19 protein-coding genes and 1 pseudogene are annotated in these 21,871 nt (G+C 73.7%); 17 read left to right on the forward strand and 3 right to left on the reverse strand.

Annotation, left to right across the window (positions count from 1 at the left end; translation table 11 throughout):
• The first annotated feature begins 118 nt into the window (after positions 1 to 118).
• The 5 genes and pseudogenes from J1792_RS20250 to J1792_RS35430 all read left to right on the forward strand — a co-directional run.
• Positions 119 to 487 (forward strand): CU044_2847 family protein, encoded by a 369-nt coding sequence (locus J1792_RS20250; protein WP_179198818.1) that lies wholly within the window; start codon positions 119 to 121, stop codon positions 485 to 487.
• On the forward strand, positions 484 to 1,770 hold the full coding sequence (locus J1792_RS20255) for a trypsin-like serine peptidase (protein ID WP_207247944.1): 1,287 nt from the start codon (positions 484 to 486) through the stop codon (positions 1,768 to 1,770). Before J1792_RS20250 ends, J1792_RS20255 begins: the two co-directional genes overlap by 4 nt.
• Complete coding sequence (locus tag J1792_RS20260) at positions 1,767 to 2,627, forward strand: VMAP-C domain-containing protein (protein WP_207247945.1); 861 nt, start codon at positions 1,767 to 1,769, stop codon at positions 2,625 to 2,627. The genes J1792_RS20255 and J1792_RS20260 overlap by 4 nt, the downstream gene beginning before the upstream one ends.
• A 154-nt stretch (positions 2,628 to 2,781) precedes the next feature.
• A complete protein-coding gene (locus J1792_RS20265) occupies positions 2,782 to 3,786 on the forward strand; it encodes an AAA family ATPase (RefSeq protein WP_086567925.1) in 1,005 nt (334 codons plus the stop codon).
• Between the two features lie 6 nt (positions 3,787 to 3,792).
• A pseudogene (locus tag J1792_RS35430) lies at positions 3,793 to 4,740 on the forward strand (SAV_2336 N-terminal domain-related protein); the annotation flags it as partial.
• Between the two features lie 55 nt (positions 4,741 to 4,795).
• Here J1792_RS35430 and J1792_RS35435 read toward each other — a convergent pair.
• Positions 4,796 to 5,116 carry a hypothetical protein gene (locus J1792_RS35435; protein ID WP_207247946.1) on the reverse strand — a complete coding sequence of 107 codons (321 nt, stop codon included), beginning with the start codon at positions 5,114 to 5,116 and terminating at the stop codon, positions 4,796 to 4,798.
• Between the two features lie 407 nt (positions 5,117 to 5,523).
• Between J1792_RS35435 and J1792_RS35440 the strand changes: the two genes are divergently transcribed.
• The 9 genes from J1792_RS35440 (at position 5,524) to J1792_RS35845 (ending at position 15,404) form a co-directional block, all read left to right on the forward strand.
• Positions 5,524 to 6,894: a hypothetical protein gene (locus J1792_RS35440; protein WP_207247947.1), complete on the forward strand. Its 1,371-nt coding sequence runs from the start codon at positions 5,524 to 5,526 to the stop codon at positions 6,892 to 6,894.
• A 100-nt stretch (positions 6,895 to 6,994) separates the two neighbouring features.
• Positions 6,995 to 7,213 (forward strand): hypothetical protein, encoded by a 219-nt coding sequence (locus J1792_RS20280; protein WP_143587933.1) that lies wholly within the window; start codon positions 6,995 to 6,997, stop codon positions 7,211 to 7,213.
• Between the two features lie 774 nt (positions 7,214 to 7,987).
• Complete coding sequence (locus tag J1792_RS20290; RefSeq protein ID WP_278186376.1) at positions 7,988 to 8,584, forward strand: aKG-HExxH-type peptide beta-hydroxylase; 597 nt, start codon at positions 7,988 to 7,990, stop codon at positions 8,582 to 8,584.
• Between the two features lie 61 nt (positions 8,585 to 8,645).
• On the forward strand, positions 8,646 to 11,630 hold the full coding sequence (gene fxsT / locus J1792_RS20295) for an FxSxx-COOH system tetratricopeptide repeat protein (protein WP_207247950.1): 2,985 nt from the start codon (positions 8,646 to 8,648) through the stop codon (positions 11,628 to 11,630).
• Between the two features lie 852 nt (positions 11,631 to 12,482).
• On the forward strand, positions 12,483 to 12,947 hold the full coding sequence (locus J1792_RS20300) for a hypothetical protein (RefSeq protein WP_207247951.1): 465 nt from the start codon (positions 12,483 to 12,485) through the stop codon (positions 12,945 to 12,947).
• 67 nt (positions 12,948 to 13,014) lie between these two features.
• Complete coding sequence (locus J1792_RS20305; protein WP_207247952.1) at positions 13,015 to 13,281, forward strand: hypothetical protein; 267 nt, start codon at positions 13,015 to 13,017, stop codon at positions 13,279 to 13,281.
• Between the two features lie 223 nt (positions 13,282 to 13,504).
• Entirely contained in the window at positions 13,505 to 14,728 is a 1,224-nt protein-coding gene (locus J1792_RS20310; RefSeq protein WP_307843051.1) for a helix-turn-helix domain-containing protein, read from the forward strand.
• Positions 14,729 to 14,850: 122 nt separating this feature from the next.
• A complete protein-coding gene (locus tag J1792_RS20315) occupies positions 14,851 to 15,171 on the forward strand; it encodes a hypothetical protein (RefSeq protein ID WP_086568417.1) in 321 nt (106 codons plus the stop codon).
• Positions 15,172 to 15,188: 17 nt separating this feature from the next.
• Positions 15,189 to 15,404, forward strand: coding sequence for a DUF6255 family natural product biosynthesis protein (locus J1792_RS35845; RefSeq protein WP_372446140.1), 216 nt, complete (start codon positions 15,189 to 15,191; stop codon positions 15,402 to 15,404).
• A 179-nt stretch (positions 15,405 to 15,583) separates the two neighbouring features.
• Here J1792_RS35845 and lon read toward each other — a convergent pair whose 3' ends face one another.
• Together lon and J1792_RS20325 are read right to left on the reverse strand one after the other, a co-directional pair.
• Complete coding sequence (gene lon / locus J1792_RS20320; RefSeq protein WP_086568415.1) at positions 15,584 to 17,980, reverse strand: endopeptidase La; 2,397 nt, start codon at positions 17,978 to 17,980, stop codon at positions 15,584 to 15,586.
• Between the two features lie 141 nt (positions 17,981 to 18,121).
• Positions 18,122 to 18,946: a rhomboid-like protein gene (locus tag J1792_RS20325; RefSeq protein ID WP_086568414.1), complete on the reverse strand. Its 825-nt coding sequence runs from the start codon at positions 18,944 to 18,946 to the stop codon at positions 18,122 to 18,124.
• 185 nt (positions 18,947 to 19,131) lie between these two features.
• On the opposite strand from J1792_RS20325, the gene J1792_RS20330 reads away from it, so the two are divergent.
• The 3 genes from J1792_RS20330 to J1792_RS20340 all read left to right on the forward strand — a co-directional run bounded on the left by J1792_RS20330 (position 19,132) and on the right by J1792_RS20340 (position 21,790).
• On the forward strand, positions 19,132 to 19,866 hold the full coding sequence (locus J1792_RS20330; RefSeq protein ID WP_086568412.1) for a spermidine synthase family protein: 735 nt from the start codon (positions 19,132 to 19,134) through the stop codon (positions 19,864 to 19,866).
• Between the two features lie 89 nt (positions 19,867 to 19,955).
• Positions 19,956 to 20,693: a response regulator transcription factor gene (locus J1792_RS20335; RefSeq protein WP_086568410.1), complete on the forward strand. Its 738-nt coding sequence runs from the start codon at positions 19,956 to 19,958 to the stop codon at positions 20,691 to 20,693.
• Positions 20,690 to 21,790, forward strand: coding sequence for a HAMP domain-containing sensor histidine kinase (locus tag J1792_RS20340; protein ID WP_086568408.1), 1,101 nt, complete (start codon positions 20,690 to 20,692; stop codon positions 21,788 to 21,790). Before J1792_RS20335 ends, J1792_RS20340 begins: the two co-directional genes overlap by 4 nt.
• Positions 21,791 to 21,871: the final 81 nt, after the last annotated feature.

Genomic DNA, 21,871 nt, shown 5'->3' on the forward strand with positions numbered 1-21,871 from the left:
CGGCACCGCCCGCGGCGACGCCACCGCCCACAGCGGCGGCAACGGGGACAACGGCAGCAACGGCAGCGACGGAGGCGTCCGCGGCGACCGGTCGCGGACGCGGTAACGGGGGTGGCGCGTGGCCGACGGCATCACTCAGGTCCGGCTCGACGACGGCACGGTCGTCTGGGCGAGGATCACGGAGGCACAGGAGCTCGCGGAATCATCCGGGGGCGCGTACGAGGACTCGAGCGCCGCCCGGCGCGTGGCCGATATGGCGGGCGGTCTCGCCGACGTCGTACGCGGCGTCGTCGGATCCCTGCGCATGGGTCTCGCGGCGGCACGACCGCACGAGGTCAGGGTGGAGTTCGGCATCGAACTGGCCGCTCAGGCGGGCCAGGTGATCAGCCTCATCGCCGACGGCAGCGGCAAGGCGTCGATCACCGTGGCGCTCACCTGGGCGGAGCGGGCCGAGCAGGGGGCGCCCGCCGCCCCCGGCGCTCCTTGAGCGCCCTGGAGGGGACCGCGCGCCGTGCGGTCGTACGCATCGCGGAGCGCGACGGCGGGTATGACCGAAGCGGCGCCCGGTTCTGGGGCAGTGGCTTCTTCATCGCCCCCGGCTGGGTCCTGACCTGCGCCCATGTGGTGGGGAACGGGGGTGGCGACGTGCTCCGCGGCCGTAGCGTCGTCGACGTCACCGACTGGCGGGACCGCACCGCCGCCGGCCGGGTCGCGCTCGCCCTGCCGTTCCCCGACGACGCCGACCGCCCGCCCCGGCCCTGGCCCCTGCCGGACCTGGCGCTGGTGGAGGTGGACGCCGCGGACGACACCGAATGCCTGTGGCTGAGCGACCGTTCGACGATCGTGCCCGCCGACATCAGCGTGCACGGCTGGTCCCGGGACACCGGCGAGCTCGCCCCGCGCCACGGCCTCGGCACCGCCAGCGGCGGCGAGGGCGGCAGCGCCATGCTGCTGCGCGGCGAGATCCCGGTGGCCGGCTGCTCCGGCGGGCCCGTGGTGGACACCGGCAGGGGAGCGGTCATCGGCGTCGGCAAGGGGCGGGGCAAGGGCGACGCCGGACTCGCCGTGCCGATCACCGCCCTGCGCCGCGTCGCCGACGACCGGCCCGGCCGGGACCGGCTGCACGCGATCATCCGCGCCCACGACCGCCACCACTACGACCGCTACCGCGCGCTCGGCACCGGCGGCAGCTGGCCCGGCCTGCAACAGCGCCTGCGCGAGGCGGCGCTGCGGGCCCCGGTCGGCGGCTTCACCCCCCGCCTGCGCACCCACCTCTTCGCCCGCCTGTCCAGACCCCGCCCCGCACCCCGGCGGGTGATGCAGCTGGTCAGGGACACCAAGCGCCGCATGATCCAGGACCCGTACCACCCGGGCGTCGAGCACGACCCGCGCACCTGGCGGGAGGGCGTGGGCCTGCTGTACGACCTGCGCGACGGAGCCGGACGGGCCAAGGAGCCCGACGGCGAGCGGGACCTGGAGCTGGAGGCGGTGCTGCTCTACTCGGCCCGGGTCGCGGCGGCCGTCAGCCGCCTGGGCCACGACCGGGACCTGCCCCACCTGCGCGACCTGAGCGGATGGCTGACCGGCGAGGCCGAGCCCCTGTCCTACGTCATCCGCGAGGAGATACGGCAGATACTGCACGGCGGTTCCCCGGCGCCCGAGGCGCCGGCGCGGCGGCCCCGCCGGGGACGGTCGAGCTGCGCAAGCCCGAGCGCAGGGACGTCGAGCCCGGCCCGGGCGGCCCGCCCACCCGCCGCCGGGGCGACGTGATCGTCGAGATCGACCCCCTCCTCTACGGCGACCGCTACCCCTGGCGCGTCAAACTCCTGCTCGAGGACGGCATGGTCACCCCGCTGCACGCCGACGACGAGGGCGTGCCCCGGGCCCTGCTGCGCGAGCGGCTGCGCGAGCCCGTCGCCGCCGCGCTGGACCAGGGCGACGTCGGCGAACACCTGGCCGAGCTGCATGTGGTGCTGCCGCGCGAGCTGTTCGACGAACCGCTCGACGACTGGCGGCTCGCCCCGCCCGGAGCCGACGACGACGGCTTCGACCCGCGCACCATGCCCCTCGGCCTGCGCCGCGTGGTGATCCTCAAGGACCGCAGGCGCCGCGACCAGCCCGCCACCCCCGAGTGGAAGAAGCGCTTCAAACGGGCGAGTCTCGGCCCGATGACCGCCGTGCCGCTGCGCCGCGAGGCGCCGGCGCACGGCCACGACGGCCCGCGCCGGGAGGGCGGCCACGTGGCGTACGCGCGGCTGTCCGAGGCGCCCGGCACGGCCGTGCCGGTGTACTGCGGCGAGGTCGGCCGGGGCGCGGGCGCGACGGCGATGGACGCCGCCCTGGCCGCCGGGCACGGGGTGGTGATCTGGCGCCGGTGCGCGACCGGCCATACGGATTGCGCCGAATTCCACGAGCGGGCGGCGAGGCTCGTGTGCGAGGCGGGGAACGCCGAGGGGCTCCACCGGCGCGTCCGCAACCTCCGCATCCGCTGCGGCGACCCCGACTTTCCCGATCCGGACGCCTTGTGGGCGCGTTCCATCGCGCTCCTGTTCGACGATCCGGATCGTCCGCCGGGGCCCGACACGCCGTTGCACGCCCCCGGCGTCCGCCCCGGGACGGCGCCATGACACCACGTCAAGTACCTGCCAGGAGAGTCCCGAAAGGGTCGGCAGGGCAGTGTCCGGACGGTACCGTCGAGCGGGGGACGGCAGCGGGCGGCAGGGACGCGAAGCCCCGGGCACGGCAGGCCTCACGGTCATCACCAGCTACGAGGAGCCCAGTGTGAACGATTGGCGCATCTATCGGGGAGCCGGCCTGCCGCACGACGGAATCCGGCGGCTGCCGCCGCCCCCGCCCTGGCGGGACTTCGCCTCCGCCGGACCCGACACCGGCTCCGGCAGCGACCCCAGCGCCGCCCGCCGGCTCGGGGTGCTGCGCCGCCTGGTGGAGAACCACCACCCCCGCCCCGAAGAGGTGGAGGCCGTCAACGCCGCGCTCTACCTGCGCCGTCCGCTCCTGGTCACCGGCACCCCCGGAACGGGCAAGTCCACTCTCGCCCACGCCGTCGCCCACGAACTGGGCCTGGGCCGCGTGCTGCGCTGGCCCATCGTCAGCCGCAGCACCCTGCGCGACGGCCTCTACCACTACGACGCCATAGCCCGCCTGCAGGACGTCCAGCTCGAGCGCGCGGGCGGCGACGGCGACGCGCGGCGCTCCATCGGCTCGTACGTCCGCCTCGGCCCGCTCGGCACCGCCCTGCTGCCCGTGGCCCGGCCGCGGGTCCTGCTGATCGACGAGCTGGACAAGGGCGACCTCGACCTGCCCAACGACCTCCTCAACGCCCTGGAGGAAGGGGAGTTCCGGCTCCCCGAGCTGGAGCGGATCGCCGACCGCGAACCCGAGGTCGAGGTCCTCACCGACGACAGCGAACGGGCCGTCGTCCACGGCGGCCGGGTGCGCTGCACCATGTTCCCGCTGATCGTCCTCACCTCCAACGGCGAGCGCGACTTCCCCGCCGCGCTGCTGCGCCGCTGCATCCAGCTCGACCTCGAGCCACCGCGCGAGGAGCAGGTGACGGCCATGGTCAGAGCCCACCTCGGCGACGACGCGGTGGCCTCCGGCGACGCCCTCATCCAGCGCTTCCTCGAGCGGGAGCCCGGCGAGGTGATCGCCGCCGACCAGCTGCTCAACGCCCTCTTCCTCACCCAGCACGCGCCCCGCGCCGAACGCGTCACCCGCGAGCGGCTCGCGAACATGCTCATGCAGCCCCTGGACCGTCCGAGGTGATGAGAGATGACGGCGCCCCCCGACCATCGGCTGGGGCAGTTGGTCGCCCGGCTGCGGTCCGCGCGGTGGGACCTCACCGCGCGGGAGCTCGCGGACGCCGTGTGGCTGGCCCAGTGGGTCACCCCGGACGCGGCCCCGGCGACGGACGGGGAGCGCCCGGCGGGTGAGGCGCCCCTGACCGCCGGCCGCCCGGCCGGCCGCCCCGGCGGGGCGGGCCGCACCGCCCCGCCGGACGCCCGGCGCGGGCCCGGCGGGCGGGAGGACCGTACGGCCCCGGGCCGCACCGAGCGTCCGGTGGGGCGGTCCGGCCCGGTGTCCCTCTACGCCCACGGCGCGGGCCCGGGGACCGACCCCGGCGAGGCCCGGGGCGAGACCTTCCCGATCCGCATCCCGATGGCCGCGTCCCTGCCCGGCCTGCTCGGCCTCCAGCGTGCCCTGCGGCCCCTGCGCGGCTACCGCGTCCCCGGCGCCCGCCCCCCGGGCCCGCTCGACGAGGACGCCACCGCCGAGACCGGCGCCTCCTCCGGCGTCCTGGACCCCGTCTACCGCTCGGGCGAACACCGGGCCGCCACCATGCAGCTGCTGATGGACGCCTCCGCCTCGATGGCCGTCTGGGAGCGCATGCTGGAGGAACTGCGCCAGACCTGCGCCCAGCTCGGCGTCTTCCGGGACGTCCAGGTCCGCTATCTGCACCGGGGCGCCGACGGCGACCCCCTGATCGGCACCACCGCCCAGCCCGGCGCCGCCGGCCGGCCGCACCCGCGCGCCGCCCAGCAGTTCCGCGACCCCACCGGGCGCAGCCTCACCCTGGTCGTCAGCGACTGCGTGGGCCGGCTGTGGCAGGAAGGCCAAGCCCAGCGCCTCCTCCACGACTGGGCCCGCACCGCGCCGCTCGCCGTCGTCCAGCCCCTGCCGCCCCGGCTGTGGCCGCGCACCGCCCTGCCCGCCGAGCCCGGAACGCTCACCCGCGACCCGCCACGGGCGGCAGGCCGCACTTCGAACCCGACGGCTACGGCCCCCGCCCCGCCGCCGCCCTGCCCGTCCCCGTCCTGCCCCCACCCGCGACGCCCTGGGCACCTGGGCCCGGCTGCTGTCCGGCCCCGGCCGGCAGAGCGTGCGCGGCGCCGCCGCCTGGCTGCGGCCGGACCAGCCGCCCCACGACGTGCCGGCGCCCGGCCCCGGCCAGGACGCCGCGCCCGACGCCGGCGAACTGCTGCGCACCTTCCGCGCCGGCGCCTCCCCGGGCGCCCTGCGCCTGGCCGTGCACCTGGCCGCCGTACCGCTGACGCTGCCGGTCATGCAGGTCGTCCAGCGCGATGCTGCCCGACACCGGCCCCATGGAGCTGGCCGAGGTGCTGCTCAGCGGGCTGCTGTGGCGGCTGCCCGGACCCGGCCCGGACCCCGCCGCCGGACACCGCTACGAATTCGCCGACGGCGTACGGGAGATGCTGCTGCAGTCCCTCGACCGCAGCGCCGCCGCCCTCGTCCTCAAGCACTGCTCGGACTACGTCGAGCGCCACTTCGGCAAGGGCGCCCGCAACTTCTCCGCCCTCGCCGCCGCCCAGCTCTCCGGCCGCCCCCTCCCGGACGACGACACCCGCCCCGCCGGCCCCCGCCCGCCGACGCCCCGGCCGAACCGGAGCTCTTCGCCGAGGTGCCCGCCCGCGTGGTCCGCTGGTACCAGCCGTCCGCCGTGGGCAGCGGGCCCGTCGCCGAGGCCGAACGGCTGCTGCGCCTGTGGCACGTCAGGCCGACCCCACCCTGCTCCACGAGGCCCGCGAACGCGCCGCACCTGCCGCGGCCATCCCCTGCCCCCTCGCTTCCGAGGGCCCCACCGGCCCCGCCGCCGCCGAGGGTACGGGCCCGGCTCGTCCTCGGCCGGGTCCTGCGCGCCTGGCCGGCACCGAGTCCGTACGCCATGACCCCATCCAGCGGCACACGATGCTGACGGAGGCCGTCGCCCTGCTCACCGAGGCCCACGACCACACCGGCCCCACGGGCGAACACCGCACGGAGGCCGCCCTCGAGCTCGCCGCCACCCAGCACACCGCCTGGCTGGCCGACGGCGACCACGAACGCCTCCTCGCCGCCGAACGGACCCTGCGCGCCCTGCCCGCCGGCACCCCCGAACGCCACCTGCGCCTGGGCCGGGTGCTGCTGGACCTCGCCCGGGCCGGCCACGACACGGCCGCACGCGCCGCCGAGGCCGCATCCGAACTCCACGAGGGCCACGCCCTGCTCGAGGCCGACGACGCCCCCGGCATCCGGCGCTGCGCCGCCCTGCTGGACCTCGCCCGGGCCCTGCGGCTGTCCGGCGCGCCCGCCGCCGGCACGCTCGCCGTCCTCGAACGCGCCGCCGGCCGGGCCGTCGACGACGTCCAGCGGCTGAGCTGCCGCACCGAACAGGCCCGCGCCCACGCGGACGCCCGGTCCTGGCCGGAGGCCGACGACGCCTACGCCGCCGCCGTCGCCCTCACCGGACGGCACAGCCCCCGCCGGTGCGAACTCCTCGCCGAATGGGGCGAGTCGCTGCTCGCCCGGGCCGAGACGGCCGGCGAGGGCGGCTCCGTGGAGATCGTCGGCCGCGCCGAGGCGGTGCTGCGGGAGGCCTTCGCGGTCAGCCCCGGCCGCTCCCCGCTGCGCGCGCGGACCCAGCTGATGCTGGGCCGCGCCCTGGTACTGCGGTTCGGCCGGCAGGGCTTTCTGCCCGACCTCTACGAAAGCTGCCACCTGCTGGAACAGGCGGTCCGCCAGGCCCCCGACGGCCTCACCCGCGCCGAGGCCTGGCTGGCGCTGGGCACCGCCCGGCTGACGCTCGCCGAACACTCCGCCACCATGCCGGTGGCCGACGCGGCCTCCGCCTTCGAGACCGCCGCCAAGGAGGCCCGGCGCCGGTCCGCCGACGACGAGCCGGGCTCGGTGACCGCCGCCCGCGCCCTGCACCGCCACGGCGTGGCCCTGGAACGCATGGGCATGCCGGGGGCCGCACTGGCCGCCTACCGCGACGCGCGGCGCGAATGGCTCGCTCTCACCGGCCGGCTGGCCGAGGTGCCCTGGCCCGAGGTCCAGGCCACCCGCGAGAGCGTGGCACGCCTCGGCGGCCCATGACCGGAGGTGGCCCTGGCGTGTTTCTGCGCCATGGGCCCCGGGAAGAACCGTGCAGCCGCGGGGGCCGCTCCCGGCGGAGGGCGGCAGGGAGGAGAAGAAGGTGCCTGAGCACGAGAACGCCGCTACGGTCGCGCGGGACGACGTCCCGCGGGTGCCGCCGCTGCCCGACCTCACCGGCCTGGGCCTGCGGGCCTTGCGCGAGACGACGGACCGGGACGTGGCGGTCGCCGTGGAGCACGCGCTCGCCCGCCCGGCGGAGCTGGCCGAGACCTGGTACTCCGGCGGCAGCGAGGCGGGCGCGACGGGCGCCGCGCGCTGAACCCGCCGCGACGAGCCGGTTTCCGGACAACAAACCCCGGGGCGGCGGAATGAGGTGGCCCGTATGACCGTCGAACGCCTGCCCCCGGGGCCCTGGCCCGCCTGGCCCGGACCCGGTCCGCCCCGGCGACCACGCCGCGCTGCGCGACGGCGCCCACAGCCTGCGGCTGGTGCTGCTCAAGTCCCTGCTGACCCGCCTCGAACGCCACCCCGGCGCGGTGCCCCGCCCCGCCCGCGAACGCTTCGAGGAGCACTGGCGGTTACTCGAGCGCACCGAGGCCCGCGACCGGCGCCCGGTGCGCGACACCCTGGACTACCCCTCCGTCGGCCACTGGCTGGCCCGCACCTGCCGCCCCCGACGGCGACGCCCTGGCCGGCGCCCTCGGCCACTTCAGCGCCGTCGTCGCGGCCGCCGCCCTGCGCGCGAGCGGCTCCTTCACCCTGGAGACGGCCACCCCCGGCGGCGTCCTCGTCCTCCCCGGCGCCGGCCTCGCCGAGACCGGCACCGACACCGTCCGGCTCACCGCCCACGGCCGCACCGCCCGCCTGACCGCCGCCGGCCGCCGCGCCGGACCCGTACTGCTGCGCGTCCCCGGCCGCGTCTGCGGCGTCGGCCCCGGCTGGCGCGCGCTGAGCGCTCCTCCCCGGCAGCGACGCCCTCGTCGACGACCTCGACCCTACCGGGCCCCGCCCGAAGGCGTCAGCCGCGCGGCCCTGCCCCCGCCCCCGCTCCGAGACCGGCCGCGAGCCCTGGGCCCGGCACTGGCGCGCCGCGCTGGACCTGCTGCGCGCCACCGACGCCGAGCGCGCGGCCGAGGTGACGGCGCTGCTGCGCTGCCTGGTGCCGCTCGCCCGCTCCGGCCCGTACGGACGCGCCGTCACCCGAGTGAGCGCCACCTACCGGGTGGCGCCCGGCGCCGTCCTCACCTCGGCCCCCGACACCGCCGAGGACCTCGCCGAGGTCCTCGTCCACGAGACGCAGCACGGCAAGCTCGCGGTCCTCCACGACCTTCTGCCGCTGCACCGCGCCGCGCCCGAGGCCGTGCACCGCGTGGCCTGGCGCGCCGACCCCCGGCCGCTCGCCGGGGTGCTCCAGGGCACGTACGCGCACCTGGCCCTGGCCGACCTCTGGGCCCGCGCGGCCGCCGGCCGCACCGGCACGCCGTCCGCCCGGCGCGAAGCCCGGGCGCGCCGGGATTCCTACCTCCGGCAGGTCGCGCAGGCCCTGCCCATCCTGCTTGAATCGGGAGAACTGACTCCCGCCGGACGGGAGTTCACCCAAGGCATGGAGCGGCACCTCGCGGACCTGGGGCGGCTCCGCGACCCGTCCGCGGCGATCGGCGGTACGTCACCAGCTGGTGACGTACGGTAATCTTGCGTCCGTGCCGGCCCCTCGGCCGACGCAGTGCGAAGGAACAGAGGGAGACGTGCGGATGGCCACGCAAGGGCAGGGCAGCGAGCATTTCGTCGTCGTCTTCGCCGGGTACCACCGGCCCTGGGCCACCTGGATCGGCCACCGGCTGGAGAGCCACGGCCACCGGGTCACCCTGCAGCGCTGGGATCCCCGGCGGGAGGTCCCCCTGGAGACCGCCCTCGGCGACCTGCTGCTGGCCTCCGGGCGGATACTGCTCGTCCTCAGCGACTGGTTCTTCCAGCTCGGGCCGCGCCGCGAGGGCGAGTGGAGCGAGGCCCTGCGCGGCGTCGTCGCCGCCAACGCCCAGCGCTTCGCCGCCGTCAACCTCACCAACCGCACGCTGCTGCCCGCCACCGCCGTGCTGGAGCCGGTGGACCTGTGGAGCGTCGGCGCCCAGGAGGCCGAACGCCGCCTCCTCAGCCGCCTCGGCCTCCCGGCCTCCGGCCGCCGCCCCTGCCCGCCACGCCCGGCTCCCGCTTCCCAACGACCCCCGGCCGTCTGGGGCGAAGTACCCCGCCGCAACGTCCGCTTCACCGGCCGCGACGACCTCCTCAACAGCCTCCAGCAGCACCTCATGGACGCCGAGCAGGGCACCGCCGTCGTCACGCTCCTGGGCATGTCCGGCATCGGCAAGACCCAGATGGCCGCCGAATACGCCCACCGCTTCAGCTCCGACTACGACGTCGTCTGGTGGGTGAACTCCGACACCCGCGGCACCCTGCGCGAACGCCTCGGCGAGCTCGCCCCCGAGCTGGGCCTCGCCAGCGGCTCCGAACCCGGCGAGCGCATCCGCGCCGTGGGGGAGGCGCTGCGCCGCGGCGACCCCTACGGCCGCTGGCTGATCGTCTTCGACGGCTGGGACGACATCGACGGCGCCGAGGACCTGCTGCCCGAGGGCCCCGGCCACGTACTGATCACCTCCCGCAACCGCAGCTGGAACGACAGCCGCACCACCCTGGTCGAGGTGCCCGGCTTCGACCGCCACGAGAGCACCGGCTACCTGATGCGCCGCGCCCCCCGCATCACCGCCGACCAGGCCGACGAGGTCGCCGCCGAGCTCGGCGACATCCCCCTCGCCCTCGTCCAGGCCGCCGCCTGGCTGGGCGAGTCCGACATGGACGTCACCGACTACCTGCGCATGGTGCGCGACGGCGAGCTGTCCGAACTCGCCGACCAGAGCGGCTTCGACGGCGTCCCCCGCTCCTCCCTCACCTCCTGGTCGATACTGATCAACCGGCTCCGCGAGTCCCAGCCCCACGCCGTGGAGCTGCTCTCCCTGTGCACCTCCTTCGCCCCCGGCCGCATCCCCATCGGCCTGGTCCGCCACCTCGCGGCCGCCGACCTGCCGGAAGGCCTCGGCTGGCTCGCCACCGACCTGGCCGGCTGGACCCGCGCCCTGGACACCCTCGTCAACTACTCGGTCTTCACCCGCGACACCCGCAGCGCCCTCGCCGGCGAGGAGCCGGGCCCCGAGCAGGAGTCGGTGCACATGCACCGCATCGTCCACGACATCGTCGGCCGCCTCACCTCCCCCGAGGACCGCAGGCGGCACCGCGAGGTCGTCCGCCGGATGCTCGTCGCCGCCGACCCCGGCAACCCCCAGGACTCCCGCCTGTGGCCCCGCTACGCCGAGCTGCTGCCCCACCTCGAGCCCTCCGGCGCGCTCGGCAGCCGCGACGACCGCGTCCAGGAGACCATCCTCAACCTGCTGCGCTACTGCTTCCGCAGCGGGGAGTTCCGCACCGGCGTCGAGCTCGCCGACCAGGTGCGCGAGCACTGGTCGGAGCTCTTCCCCCCGGAGCACCCCCGCATGGTCGAGCTCACCACCCAGCAGGGCAACATCCTGCGCGCCTACGGAGGCTTCCGCGCCGCCTACGAACTCGACCGCGAGCTCCTGGACCGGCTGCGCGCCGCCCCCGCCACCGACCCCACCCACCTGATGACCGCCACCAGCTGCCTGGCGGCCGACCAGCGCTACCTCGGCCAGTTCTCCGAGGCCCTCCAGGCCCAGCGCGAGGTCCTCGAGACCGCCCTCGAACTCCTCGGCCCCGACGACTACCTGACCCTCCTCGCCCAGCACAACCTCGGCGCCGGCCTACGGCTCCTGGGCCGCTACGCCGAGGCGTACGAGGTCGACCTCGAGACCCTGCGCAAACGCGAGTCCCTGCTGCGCGCCCGTCACGCCACCACCCTGGTCTCCGGCATCGCCTGCGCCCGCGACCTGCGCCTGATGGGCCGCTACCGCGACGCCCTCGCCCGCCAGGAGCTGGGCATGCGGCTGCACGTCCAGGTCCTCGGCCCCCAGCACCCCCAGACCCTGCGCGCCCGGCACAACCTCGTCCTGTGCGAGCGCCGCGCCGGCGCCCTCCAGGACGTCGGCGGCGTCATGGCCAGCCTGCTCGACCAGACCGAACAGGTCCACGGCCGCCGCCACTACGCCACCATCTGCCTCGTCGTCGACTACGGCAACTACGCCCGCGAACACGGCGACCTCGGCCAGGCCCGCGACCTCATCGCCGAGGGCGAGAACGGCCTCCGCGAACTCCTCGGCCCCGCCCACCCCATCAGCACCGGCATGCTCTCCAACACCGGCCTCGTCCTCCAGGCCGCCGGCGAACGCGCCGAAGCCCTCACCATGTTCGAAGCCGCCCTCGCCGGCCTCACCGCCACCCTCGGCCCCGACCACCCCTGGGTGCTGGGCTGCGCCCTCAACGCCGCCGCCGGCCGCAACTTCACCGGCCGCCTCGACAGCGCCCAGGAACTCAGCCGCGACACCCTCCGCCGCGCCCGCCACGCCCTGGGCGAGGACCACCCCTTCACCCTCTCCTGCGAGGTCGCCCTCGCCATGGACCTCCGCGCCCTGCGCGAACACGAGGAAGCCGGCAAGGTCGAAGAGGGGGCCCTCCAACGCCTCACCCGCACCCTGGGCGCCCAACACCCCCACACGTTGGCGGCCAGGCAACGGATGCGGCCCTACTGGGACTTCGAGCCGTACATGGGGTGAGGGGGCGCCGCGCGTCCGCCGACGGCGGCTGGCGAAGGCCCGTCCGAGTGAGTGGGGCGGGCCTTCACGCATGCCTCGGCGACGAACGAGTGCCATTCGACCGGGGCGCCTGAAATCCCAGCCTTCCGTGGAGCGGAGATCGACAGCTTCGCAAGGATGTCGAACGGGCTGTCGAATGTCTGGCCGAAATTCGACGGCTGGGATCCAGGCGGGTAGCAATGCTCGTGGAGCAAGCTAATGAACTGCCGATGCCGATAGCGGGTTGATGGGCTTGCGCAGTAGGATCTGCGATGACGCGATCGCCCGCCCGCGCCGGGTGATGGGATGTGACAACACGCCAGACGTTAAACCGGCCATTAAGGTCCTGTCGAAAGGCGTGAGGGAAAGACGTCGAGCCCGTTCCCGTACGTGGCATCGATATATGGCCAGTCCGGGCAGTGCCGCGTGGGTCTATATCCGCTGGTCAGCACTGATCGGCGGCGCTCGTGGCGACCGGGAATGAGCCAACTCCTTTACATTTCTTGCCCTTTGATCAGTCGGTGGCATACATTCGAAACGCACTCAGCGAAACGGGCAACTGGGGACCGTTCAGCACCGAGTCGGGGGGATGGCTTGCGAGAGCCCTGTAGGGCAAGAAAGCGTCGCGTCGTCGACGTCTTTGGCCGACGCGTTCGGAGCGTTTTCTCCCACGCCTCACCTGTAAAGGTAGCTACCAAGTAGCTCTCTCGCGCGCAAGTGATCGTTCCTCAGAATCGAAACACTGCCTTCGCTGCGCCCTTAAATGTCCGCGCCCCAGCTGGTTTTGGCGACCCTCGCAAGGACGCGGACACTCTCCAACGGAGGAAAGACTACATGAATCACAAGTCCCTGAGAATAGCGGCCGCGACCGCGATGGCCGCCGTTGCGTTCGGTGCGGCCGTCCCCGCTGCCAACGCCGTGGACGCCCACCGCAACGCCGCCGCCGTATCCGCGCCGGCCATCTCCGAGGCGGAACTCGCTGCCCTCAAGGCGGCCAACCCGCGGTCCGCTACCAACGGTGAGGCCAGCATCTCGGCCGCCGAGCTCGCTGCCCTGACCGCCGCTGCCAACGCTGCGGAGGGCCAGCAGATCCTCGGAGGCAAGCTCGACGCTCTCATCGCCCTGCTGAAGAAGTCTCCCGGGCTCTTCAAGGATGCCGTGAAGGCCGCCAAGAAGGGTGCAGACGCCTTCAACGACTGGGTCGACGGGCTCTCCAACTGGAACCCGGTCAAATGGGCCATCAAGGGAGCGCCCAGCGAGATCCTGTACGAGCTGATCCGCTACCTCGCCGGCATGTAATACCGCTTCTGGCTGCGGTGTCCTCCGATTCTGGAGGGCGCCGCAGCCCCCTGCTTGGAGCTGCAGATTGAACAAAACAAGGGAACAGGCCGTCGCCGATAATATCTGGGGTGCGTCGGCGCTGTTCATGATTGCCGCCTTCGTCTGCTTCAATTTCGTGAGTGGTGCGTCTGCCACGAAAGCGGGCTGGATCCTGTACGCATGCGGGTGGGTTCCGGTACTCGCGATGCTCATCTGGTGTGCCATCAAGCGGCGTAAGCCCGGTGTCGGCGGCGCTGTGAGTATTTCCCTGCTGATTATTTTCGCCCTCGTTTTCTGGCTGAACCATAGCTGATTGCGTACAAGGAGTAACGGAACTTCTTCCGCTGCCTTGTCGCCGCCTTGCCGCTGAGGGCTGCGCGCGGATCTCGCGCAGTCCTCGATCGTCATGAGGCGACCCGGGCTCATTCTTTCGCGCTCCCGCCACAGCAGGATGCTTGAACATGGAATCGGCGTCGACAAGTGCCTGTCAGACGTAGCCTGTTGCTGAGGGGATGGTGAAGCCCATGTCGTCAGGGTTGGCAGACAACGTCCGCAAGTTCCGCCGCGCGGCAGGCCTGAGCCAGGAGAGGCTGGCCCACGAGTCGGGTCTCTCCGTCGGTGTCGTGCGCAAGCTCGAGCAGGGCGGTGACGCGCGTGTCGAGACATTGCACGCGCTGGCTCGCGTGCTAGGCGTGACGACGTCGGCCCTGTTCGCGACGGAGGCACCCCAGCCGGTCGTTGGGGACGAGGCGAACCGGCGGTATCTGGTCGAGCTGCGGAAGGCGTTGATGCCACCCATCGGGCTCGCCGCCCCTCTGACGGATCCGGGCGAGGCAAGTGACCTTTCCCTGCTCCAGAGGGAGATCGCGGACGGCGACGCGCTCTATCAGGCGGACCGGTACGGCTCCGTGGCCAAGAGGCTGCCGTGGCTCTTGCGGTCGACCGAGGCGTCCGTTGCCGTGACGGAAGGCGAGAAGAGGCAGCACGCGGAGATCGTGCGGGCACACGCTCTACTGCTGGCGGGCAAGTACCTCACCCAGGTCCGGCAGTACGACATGGCGTACTACGCCCTTGCCGAGGGCATTCGTCTCGCCCGGGAGGCCGGCCAGACGCTCACCACCGCCACGGGGGTCGTCGGCATGTGCTGGCTCCTGTTGCGCCAGGACCGCTTCGACGAGAGCGAACACCTCGCCGCTGTCACGGCAGCGGCGATGGAGCCACGTATCTCGTCGGCCAGTCCAGGCCACCTGGCTGTCTGGGGCGAGCTGTGGCTGCGGGTGGCGTCGTCGACCGTACGTAATAACCGCCCACAGGAGGCCCGGGAGGCACGCAGGATGGCAGGAACGGCGGCGAGCGCACTCGGTAAGCAGTTCTGCGCCTTCGGGCAGAACTGGGGGAACTTCGGCCCTGTGACGACGGAGCTGAAGGTCGTCGAAGACCTGTCGATCGCCGACGATGCGCGAGGGGTGCTCCGCCGCGCCGATGATGGTCTGTTGAGCTCGAAGGCCATCGGCGCATATGGCGAGCCGGGCGTGAACAGCTGGGGCCGTCACCGGCTCGACGTCGCCAAGGCACACGTCACCCTTGGGTCTCATGAAGACGCGTTGGGCGAACTGAAGCAGCTTCGGCGCAGCTCCGGGCAATGGCTGAAGCATCAGCCCATGGCCCGGTACGTCATGAGCGATCTCCTCAAAACGCGGAAACGAACGCTGACCGAGGAGATGCGAGAGATGGCCTCCCACCTGGGCATCAAGGATTAAGTACCACGAAGCGTGGTACTTCCTGTTCAGCCTCCCACCCAACTACCACGCTTCGCGCCTGGTCCACGGCTTCGCCCGCCCATACGTTCCTCGTGAGTCACGAGACGAAAGGCGTTGTGTGAATGACGTACCGGAACGGTGCCTACGTGATGGACATCCGCGAGGACAGAATCGCCCAGGTCATCGGGCGCGCCGGCGCCATGGTGCAGGTCCGGACGCCGGGCGGCGGTCTGCAGTGGGAGGTACCCGCGTCCGCGCTGCGGCTGGCGACTCGTGAGGAGCGCGAGGCGGCCGGGCTGCGGCCCTACCTCAGTGGGTGCGCCAAGTGCGTGGAGCTCGAGACGGCTCGGCAGAAGGCGGGGCCCGGCGAACGTCCTCGGGCCACCGCCGCCGCGCGTACGCACTGGATCGTGGAGCACTCGGCGTCGGAGGCGCGCCGGTGAGGGCCGTAGGCCGCCTGGTGAACCACTGTGCTCACCGTAGGGGCTGGGTCGTCACCGCCGAGGGTGAGCAGCGGTGCGACGACTGCGGCACCCGCCGCTTCACCGGCTACGGGGCCCTGAGGCCCCCGGGGCTGCCGGAGCGTACGGCCCCTCCATCAAGGGACCGTGCCCGGGCCGACCGTGACGCGGCCCGGCTGATCTCACGGATCCGGCGCCGGGGCGCCGTCGCCTGAAACGCCACTGGGCCCCCGCCGGTGGGGCAGCGGGGGTCCACGTCCAGGTAGCGGTCGTCTGCCATCGCACACCCCTCCCCGCCGCTCAACGATGCGGACAACGGCCGGGACACGCCTGCGGCCCGGCCCCCGCTCACGGGAAACCGGGCCACAGGCGCGAACCCCCGGCCGTCAGGCCGTCACGCCGCCACTGCCACCTCGGCCGTCGCTGCCGTCAGGGCCAGGTCCAGGACCTGGCGGACGTCCGAGACCGGGTGGACGTCGAGCTTGGCCAGGATCTCGGCGGGGACGTCGTCGAGGTCGGGCTCGTTGCGCTTGGGGATGATCACCGTGGTGATGCCCGCCCGGTGCGCGGCGAGCAGCTTCTGCTTCACGCCGCCGATGGGCAGGACGCGGCCGGTCAGCGAGACCTCGCCCGTCATGGCCACGTCGGGGCGGACCTGACGGCCGGAGAGCAGGGAGGCCAGGGCCGTCGTCATGGTGATGCCCGCGCTCGGGCCGTCCTTGGGCACCGCGCCCGCCGGCACGTGCAGGTGGACGCCGCGCTCCTTGAAGTCGCCGACCGGCAGTTCCAGCTCGGCGCCGTGCGAGCGGAGGAAGGAGAGCGCGATCTGGGCGGACTCCTTCATCACGTCACCCAGCTGGCCGGTCAGGGTCAGGCCGGCTCCGCCGGTCTCCGGGTCGGCCAGGGAGGCCTCGACGAAGAGGACGTCGCCGCCCGCGCCCGTCACCGCCAGGCCCGTGACCACGCCGGGGACGGACGTGCGCCGCTCGGCCGGGTCCTGGGCCGACTCGGGCGTGTGGTGCGGTCGCCCGATCAGCGGGCGCAGCTGGTCGGCGCCGATGGTGAAGGGCAGCTCCTGCTCGCCCAGCTCGTGCCGTGCCGCGACCTTGCGCAGCAGCCGGGCCACCGCGCGCTCCAGGTTCCGTACGCCCGCCTCGCGGGTGTACTCGCCGGCCAGACTGCGCAGGGCCTCGTCCTCCAGCACGACCTCCCCCGGCTCCATGCCCGCCCGCTCCAGCTGCCGGGGCAGCAGGTGGTCGCGGGCGATGACGACCTTCTCGTCCTCGGTGTAGCCGTCGAGGCGGACCAGCTCCATGCGGTCGAGCAGTGCCTCGGGGATGGCCTCGAGGACGTTGGCGGTGGCCAGGAAGACCACGTCGGACAGGTCGAGCTCGACCTCCAGGTAGTGGTCGCGGAAGGTGTGGTTCTGGGCCGGGTCGAGGACCTCGAGCAGGGCGGCGGCCGGGTCGCCCCGGAAGTCGGAGCCGACCTTGTCGATCTCGTCGAGCAGGACGACCGGGTTCATCGAGCCGGCCTCCTTGACCGCCCGGACGATGCGGCCGGGCAGCGCGCCCACGTACGTACGCCGGTGGCCGCGGATCTCCGCCTCGTCGCGGACGCCGCCGAGCGCGACGCGCACGAACTTCCGGCCCATGGCGTGGGCCACGCTCTCGCCCAGCGAGGTCTTGCCGACACCGGGCGGGCCGACGAGCGCGAGCACCGCGCCCCCGCGCCGCCCGCCGACCACGCCCAGCCCCCGGTCGGCGCGCCGTTTGCGCACCGCCAGGTATTCGGTGATCCGTTCCTTGACGTCCTCCAGGCCCGCGTGCTCCCGGTCGAGCACGGCCTTGGCGCCGGGGATGTCGTAGGCGTCCTCGGTGCGCTCGTTCCACGGCATCTCCAGGACCGTGTCGAGCCAGGTGCGGATCCAGCCGCTCTCGGGGCTCTGGTCGGAGGCGCGCTCGAGCTTGCCGACCTCCTTCAGCGCGGCCTCGCGGACGGCCGGCGGCAGGTCGGCGGCCTCGACGCGGGCGCGGTAGTCCTCGGACTCGTTCTCCGGGTCGCCGTTGAGCTCGGAGAGCTCCTTGCGGACGGCCTCCAGCTGGCGGCGGAGCAGGAACTCGCGCTGCTGCTTGTCGACACCCTCCTGGACGTCCTTGGCGATCGACTCGGCGACGTCCTGCTCGGCGAGGTGGTCGCCGAGCCGCTTCACGGCGAGCCGGAGCCGGGCCACCGGGTCGGCGGTCTCCAGCAGCTCGACACGCTGGGCGACGGTGAGGAAGGGGGAGTAGCCGGCGTTGTCGGCGAGCTGGCCGACGTCGTCGATCTGCTGGACGCGGTCCACGACCTGCCAGGCGCCGCGCTTGCGCAGCCAGCTGGTGGCGAGGGCCTTGTACTCCTTGACCAGCTCCGTCACCGCGCCGGGCAATGGGTCGGGGGTGATCTCCTCCATCGCGACGCCCTCGACCCACAGCGCGGCGCCCGGGCCGGTGGTGCCGGCGCCGATGCGGACGCGGCGCACGCCGCGGATCAGGGCACCGGGGTCGCCGTCGGAGAGGCGCCCGACCTGCTCCACGGTGCCGAGCGTGCCGACGCCGGCGTACGTGCCGTCCACGCGCGGCACGAGCAGGACCCTGGGCTTCTCGCCCGGGGTGGCCGCGGCCTGGGCCGCCTCGACGGACGCCCGGGCCTCGGGGTCCGAGAGGTCCAGCGGGACGACCATGCCGGGCAGCACCACCTCGTCGTCGAGCGGCAGCACGGGCAGGGTGAGCGGTGTGGACGTCGAAGCCATGATCTCCCCTTCGGCAGGCAAGTTGAGCTATGTCGACTCAATGCACGGGGGTCGCAAGATGTTCCCAGGGCTTTGTTCGCTCTGAGCGATCAATGGGGATCACGGAAAACCGCGGGAGAACGAGCCAGGACGTACGAACGGTCAGCCGCGCCGCAGCGCGTCCTCCGGGCGGCGCGACGCCTCACCCTCCGCGCGCGGGCGGGGAACGGACACCGGCGGCGGGGCCACAGAGGCGGCGGTGGGCGCCGGCGGGGGCGTGCGTACCGGGCCGGGCGCCGGCGTACGCGGCGCGCGGCGTGAGCGGGCCTCGTCGCGGATCAGCGCGTGGCAGGCGACCCCGGTCAGCAGCGCGATGGGGTGGCCCCAGCTGGCGAGCGGGTCGACGAGCTCGATCAGGTCCCGGGCGCAGATCGCCCCGGCCACGCCCAGCAGCGTCCACCTCCAGCGGCCCGGCAGCAGCCCCGACAGGGCTCCGACGCAGGCCATCAGACCGAAGCTGATGCCGTAGTCCAGGCGGTGCAGCGAGGCCTCGGGCAGCCGGCCGGCCGCGACCGCGCCCGCCACGGGGAGCTCGGTGGCCAGCGTGGCCAGCACGTGCCCCGCCAGGAACACCCCGGCCGTCCGGGCCGCGCCCACGCGACGCTCCAGCGCGGTCCCGACGAGGGCGAAGGCGGGCCCGTACGCGGAGAGGAGGCCGCCGGCCACCCACAGGGCGCTGGCCAGGAGGACGACCAGCGGCTGATCGGCCAGGTGGGCCGCGTCCGTGCTGGAGTCGCGCAGCAGCTGGTTGACGGTGGCCTCGTCGCCGACGTCGGCGTAGACGGCGAGGGTCAGCAGGATCAGGCCATAGAAGAAGGTGAACGGCGTCCCCGTGGGAGTGGGCAGCAGCCGGCCGACGCGCCTCAGCGCACGGCGGCGACGCGAGGGCGTCGCGCCGGAGTTCGCGCCGGCGTCAACCGCGGTCACTCGGTCATGCCCCTTTCCGCGCACCACTGCGGGGCCGCGGAAAAAATCGCCCGCCCGCCCATTCAAGAACATTAAGGTGCACAGGCTCCGCCGAATCAACCTCTGGCCGTGACTCCGGTCACCCTTGTCAACCTCTTGACGCGCGGTTGCGTCGGCGCAGCCCGTCGACCTGAGGAGGCATGAGAATGACCGTCCCGGACATCCGGCGCACCGCCGACGAGACGCCCGTCACGATCGAGCGACGCGAGGGCCCCCACGGCGAGGTCGTACTGCGGCGCAGAGGGACGCACTACGAGATCATCGCCAACGGCTGCTTCCTGATGGACACCGCCGACGGCCGCTCCGAGCGCCTGCTGGTCGACGCCGCCCTCGCCGCGCTGCCCCCCGGTCGCCCGTCACCGTCCGTGCTGATCGGCGGCCTCGGCGTCGGCTTCTCCCTGGCCCGGGCGGCCGCCGAGCCGCGCTGGGGGCGGATCACGGTCGTCGAACGCGAGGAGGCGGTCATCGACTGGCACCGCACCGGCCCGCTGTCCGCGATCTCCGCTCCGGCGCTGGCCGACCCGCGCACCCGGATCGTCCACGACGACCTCCTCGCCCACCTGCGCGACGCGGCCGCCGACGGCGCCGAAGACGCCGCTCGTGCAGCGGACACCCGCTACGACGCCCTCTGCCTCGACATCGACAACGGCCCCGACTGGACCGTCACCGAGGACAACGGCGGCCTCTACTCACCCGCCGGTCTCGCCGCCTGCCGGGCCCGGCTGACCCCCGGCGGCGTGCTCGCCGTGTGGTCCGCGCAGCCCTCCCCGGCATTCGAACAAGCCCTCCGGAATGCCGGATTCGCCGGGGTAACCACCAGAGAGATCACCGTTGCCCGGGGCGTCCCCGACGTGGTCCACCTCGGCATCGGCGCCGCGTAGCCGAGCCGCGCCGGGTGCCCGTAACCTGCCTTCCACAACTGCAGGACTGCCAGCGAGAACGCTACGGGAAGACGCTAGGGGCGGGGCGCATGGAGCAGACACACATCGGCCCGAGCGGCGCCGCAGCCTCCGCCGGGGCACAGCGCCGGGTACTGATCGTCGAGGACGACAGAACGATCACCGACGCCATCGCGGCCCGGCTGCGGGCCGAGGGATTTCAGGTACGCACGGCGGGCGACGGGCCCGCGGCGGTGGACACCGCCGAGGCGTGGCAGCCGGACCTGCTGGTCCTGGACGTCATGCTGCCCGGCTTCGACGGGCTGGAGGTGTGCCGCAGAGTGCAGGCCCAGCGGCCCGTCCCCGTCCTGATGCTCACCGCGCGCGACGACGAGACCGACATGCTCGTCGGTCTCGGCGTGGGCGCCGACGACTACATGACCAAGCCGTTCTCGATGCGCGAGCTGGCGGCCCGGGTGCATGTGCTGCTGCGCCGCGTGGAACGTGCGACGCTGGCCGCGCACACGCCGCGCAGCGGCATCCTGCGGCTGGGCGAGCTGGAGATCGACCACGCCCAGCGCCGGGTCCGGGTGCGCGGCGCGGACGTCCATCTGACGCCGACCGAGTTCGACCTGCTGGTGTGCCTGGCCAACACGCCGCGCGCGGTGCTCTCCCGCGAGCAGCTGCTGGCCGAGGTGTGGGACTGGGCCGACGCCTCCGGCACCCGGACGGTGGACAGCCACATCAAGGCGCTGCGCCGGAAGATCGGGGCGGAGCGGATCCGTACGGTCCACGGGGTGGGCTACGCGCTGGAGACCCCGGCCGCATGACGCGCGAGGGCGGGCCCGCGGCAAGGGTGTGGGGCCGGGTCTGGGAGGCGCTGCGCCCCCTGGACCCGTACCGGTCGGTGAAGGCGGCGCTGGGCGCGCTGGTCATCGGCTCGGTGGTGATCACGACGTTCCTGGTGTTCGTCGCGATCCGCTCGGCGACCGAGCTCCGGGTGATCACCATCTTCTCGATCATCGCCTCGCTGCTGATCACCCAGTTCGTGGCGCACCGCCTGACCGCGCCGCTGGACGAGATGACCGAGGTCACCCGAGCCATGGCGCAGGGGGACTACACCCGCCGGGCGGGAGCCGGCCGGCGGGACGAGTTCGGGGACCTGGCCGCCGCCTTCAACCGCATGGCGGCCGACCTGGAGGCGGTGGACACCCACCGCAAGGAGCTGGTCGCCAACGTCTCGCACGAGCTGCGCACGCCCATCGCCGGCCTGCGGGCCGTCCTGGAGAACGTGGTGGACGGCGTCTCGGCCGCCGACCCCGAGACGATGCGCACGGCGCTGCGGCAGACCGAACGGCTGGGCCGGCTGGTGGAACAGCTGCTGGACCTGTCCCGGCTGGACAACGGCGTGGTGCCGCTGCGGGCCCGGCGCTTCGAGGTCTGGCCGTACCTGGCGGGCGTGCTGAAGGAGGCGAGCATGGCCTGCGTCAGCGGCTCCTCGCCCCGCGCCCGCAAGGACGTGCACCTGCACCTGGACGTCTCGCCGCCGGAGCTGACGGCGCACGCGGACGCCGAACGGCTGCATCAGGTGGTGGCCAATCTGGTGGACAACGCGGTCAAGCACAGTCCCCCGCACGGCCGCGTCACCGTGCGCGCCCGGCGCGGGGAGGGAGCGGAGTCGCTGGCCCTGGAGGTGCTGGACGAGGGCCCCGGCATCCCCGAGTCCGAGCGGCACCGGGTCTTCCAGCGCTTCAACCGGGGGACCTCCGGCACCCCCGGGCCGGGCAGCGACGGCGGTACGGGCCTGGGGCTGGCGATCGCGCGCTGGGCCGTCGACCTGCACGGCGGGGACATAGGAGTGGCCGAGTCACCGCGTGGCTGCCGCATCCGGGTCACTCTTCCGGGCGGACCTCGGGAACAGTCTTGACGTAGGGTCGGTGGTGGGAGCACACGTCCGAACCGGGCGTGGGGCAGGCCCCGGCGAACCCAGGAAGCCCCGGGACGAGTG

The organism is Streptomyces triculaminicus, from assembly GCF_017349075.1.
Classification (GTDB): Bacteria; Actinomycetota; Actinomycetes; order Streptomycetales; family Streptomycetaceae; genus Streptomyces; species Streptomyces triculaminicus.

Bases quoted from the DNA above. Each gene is read 5' to 3' on its own strand.
- fxsT (WP_207247950.1), top strand. From the start codon at position 8,646: ATGGCCACGCAAGGGCAGGGCAGCGAGCATTTCGTCGTCGTCTTCGCC.
- lon (WP_086568415.1), bottom strand. From the start codon at position 17,980: ATGGCTTCGACGTCCACACCGCTCACCCTGCCCGTGCTGCCGCTCGAC.
- J1792_RS20300 (WP_207247951.1), top strand. From the start codon at position 12,483: ATGAATCACAAGTCCCTGAGAATAGCGGCCGCGACCGCGATGGCCGCC.
- J1792_RS20315 (WP_086568417.1), top strand. From the start codon at position 14,851: ATGACGTACCGGAACGGTGCCTACGTGATGGACATCCGCGAGGACAGA.
- J1792_RS20335 (WP_086568410.1), top strand. From the start codon at position 19,956: ATGGAGCAGACACACATCGGCCCGAGCGGCGCCGCAGCCTCCGCCGGG.
- J1792_RS20330 (WP_086568412.1), top strand. From the start codon at position 19,132: ATGACCGTCCCGGACATCCGGCGCACCGCCGACGAGACGCCCGTCACG.
- J1792_RS20340 (WP_086568408.1), top strand. From the start codon at position 20,690: ATGACGCGCGAGGGCGGGCCCGCGGCAAGGGTGTGGGGCCGGGTCTGG.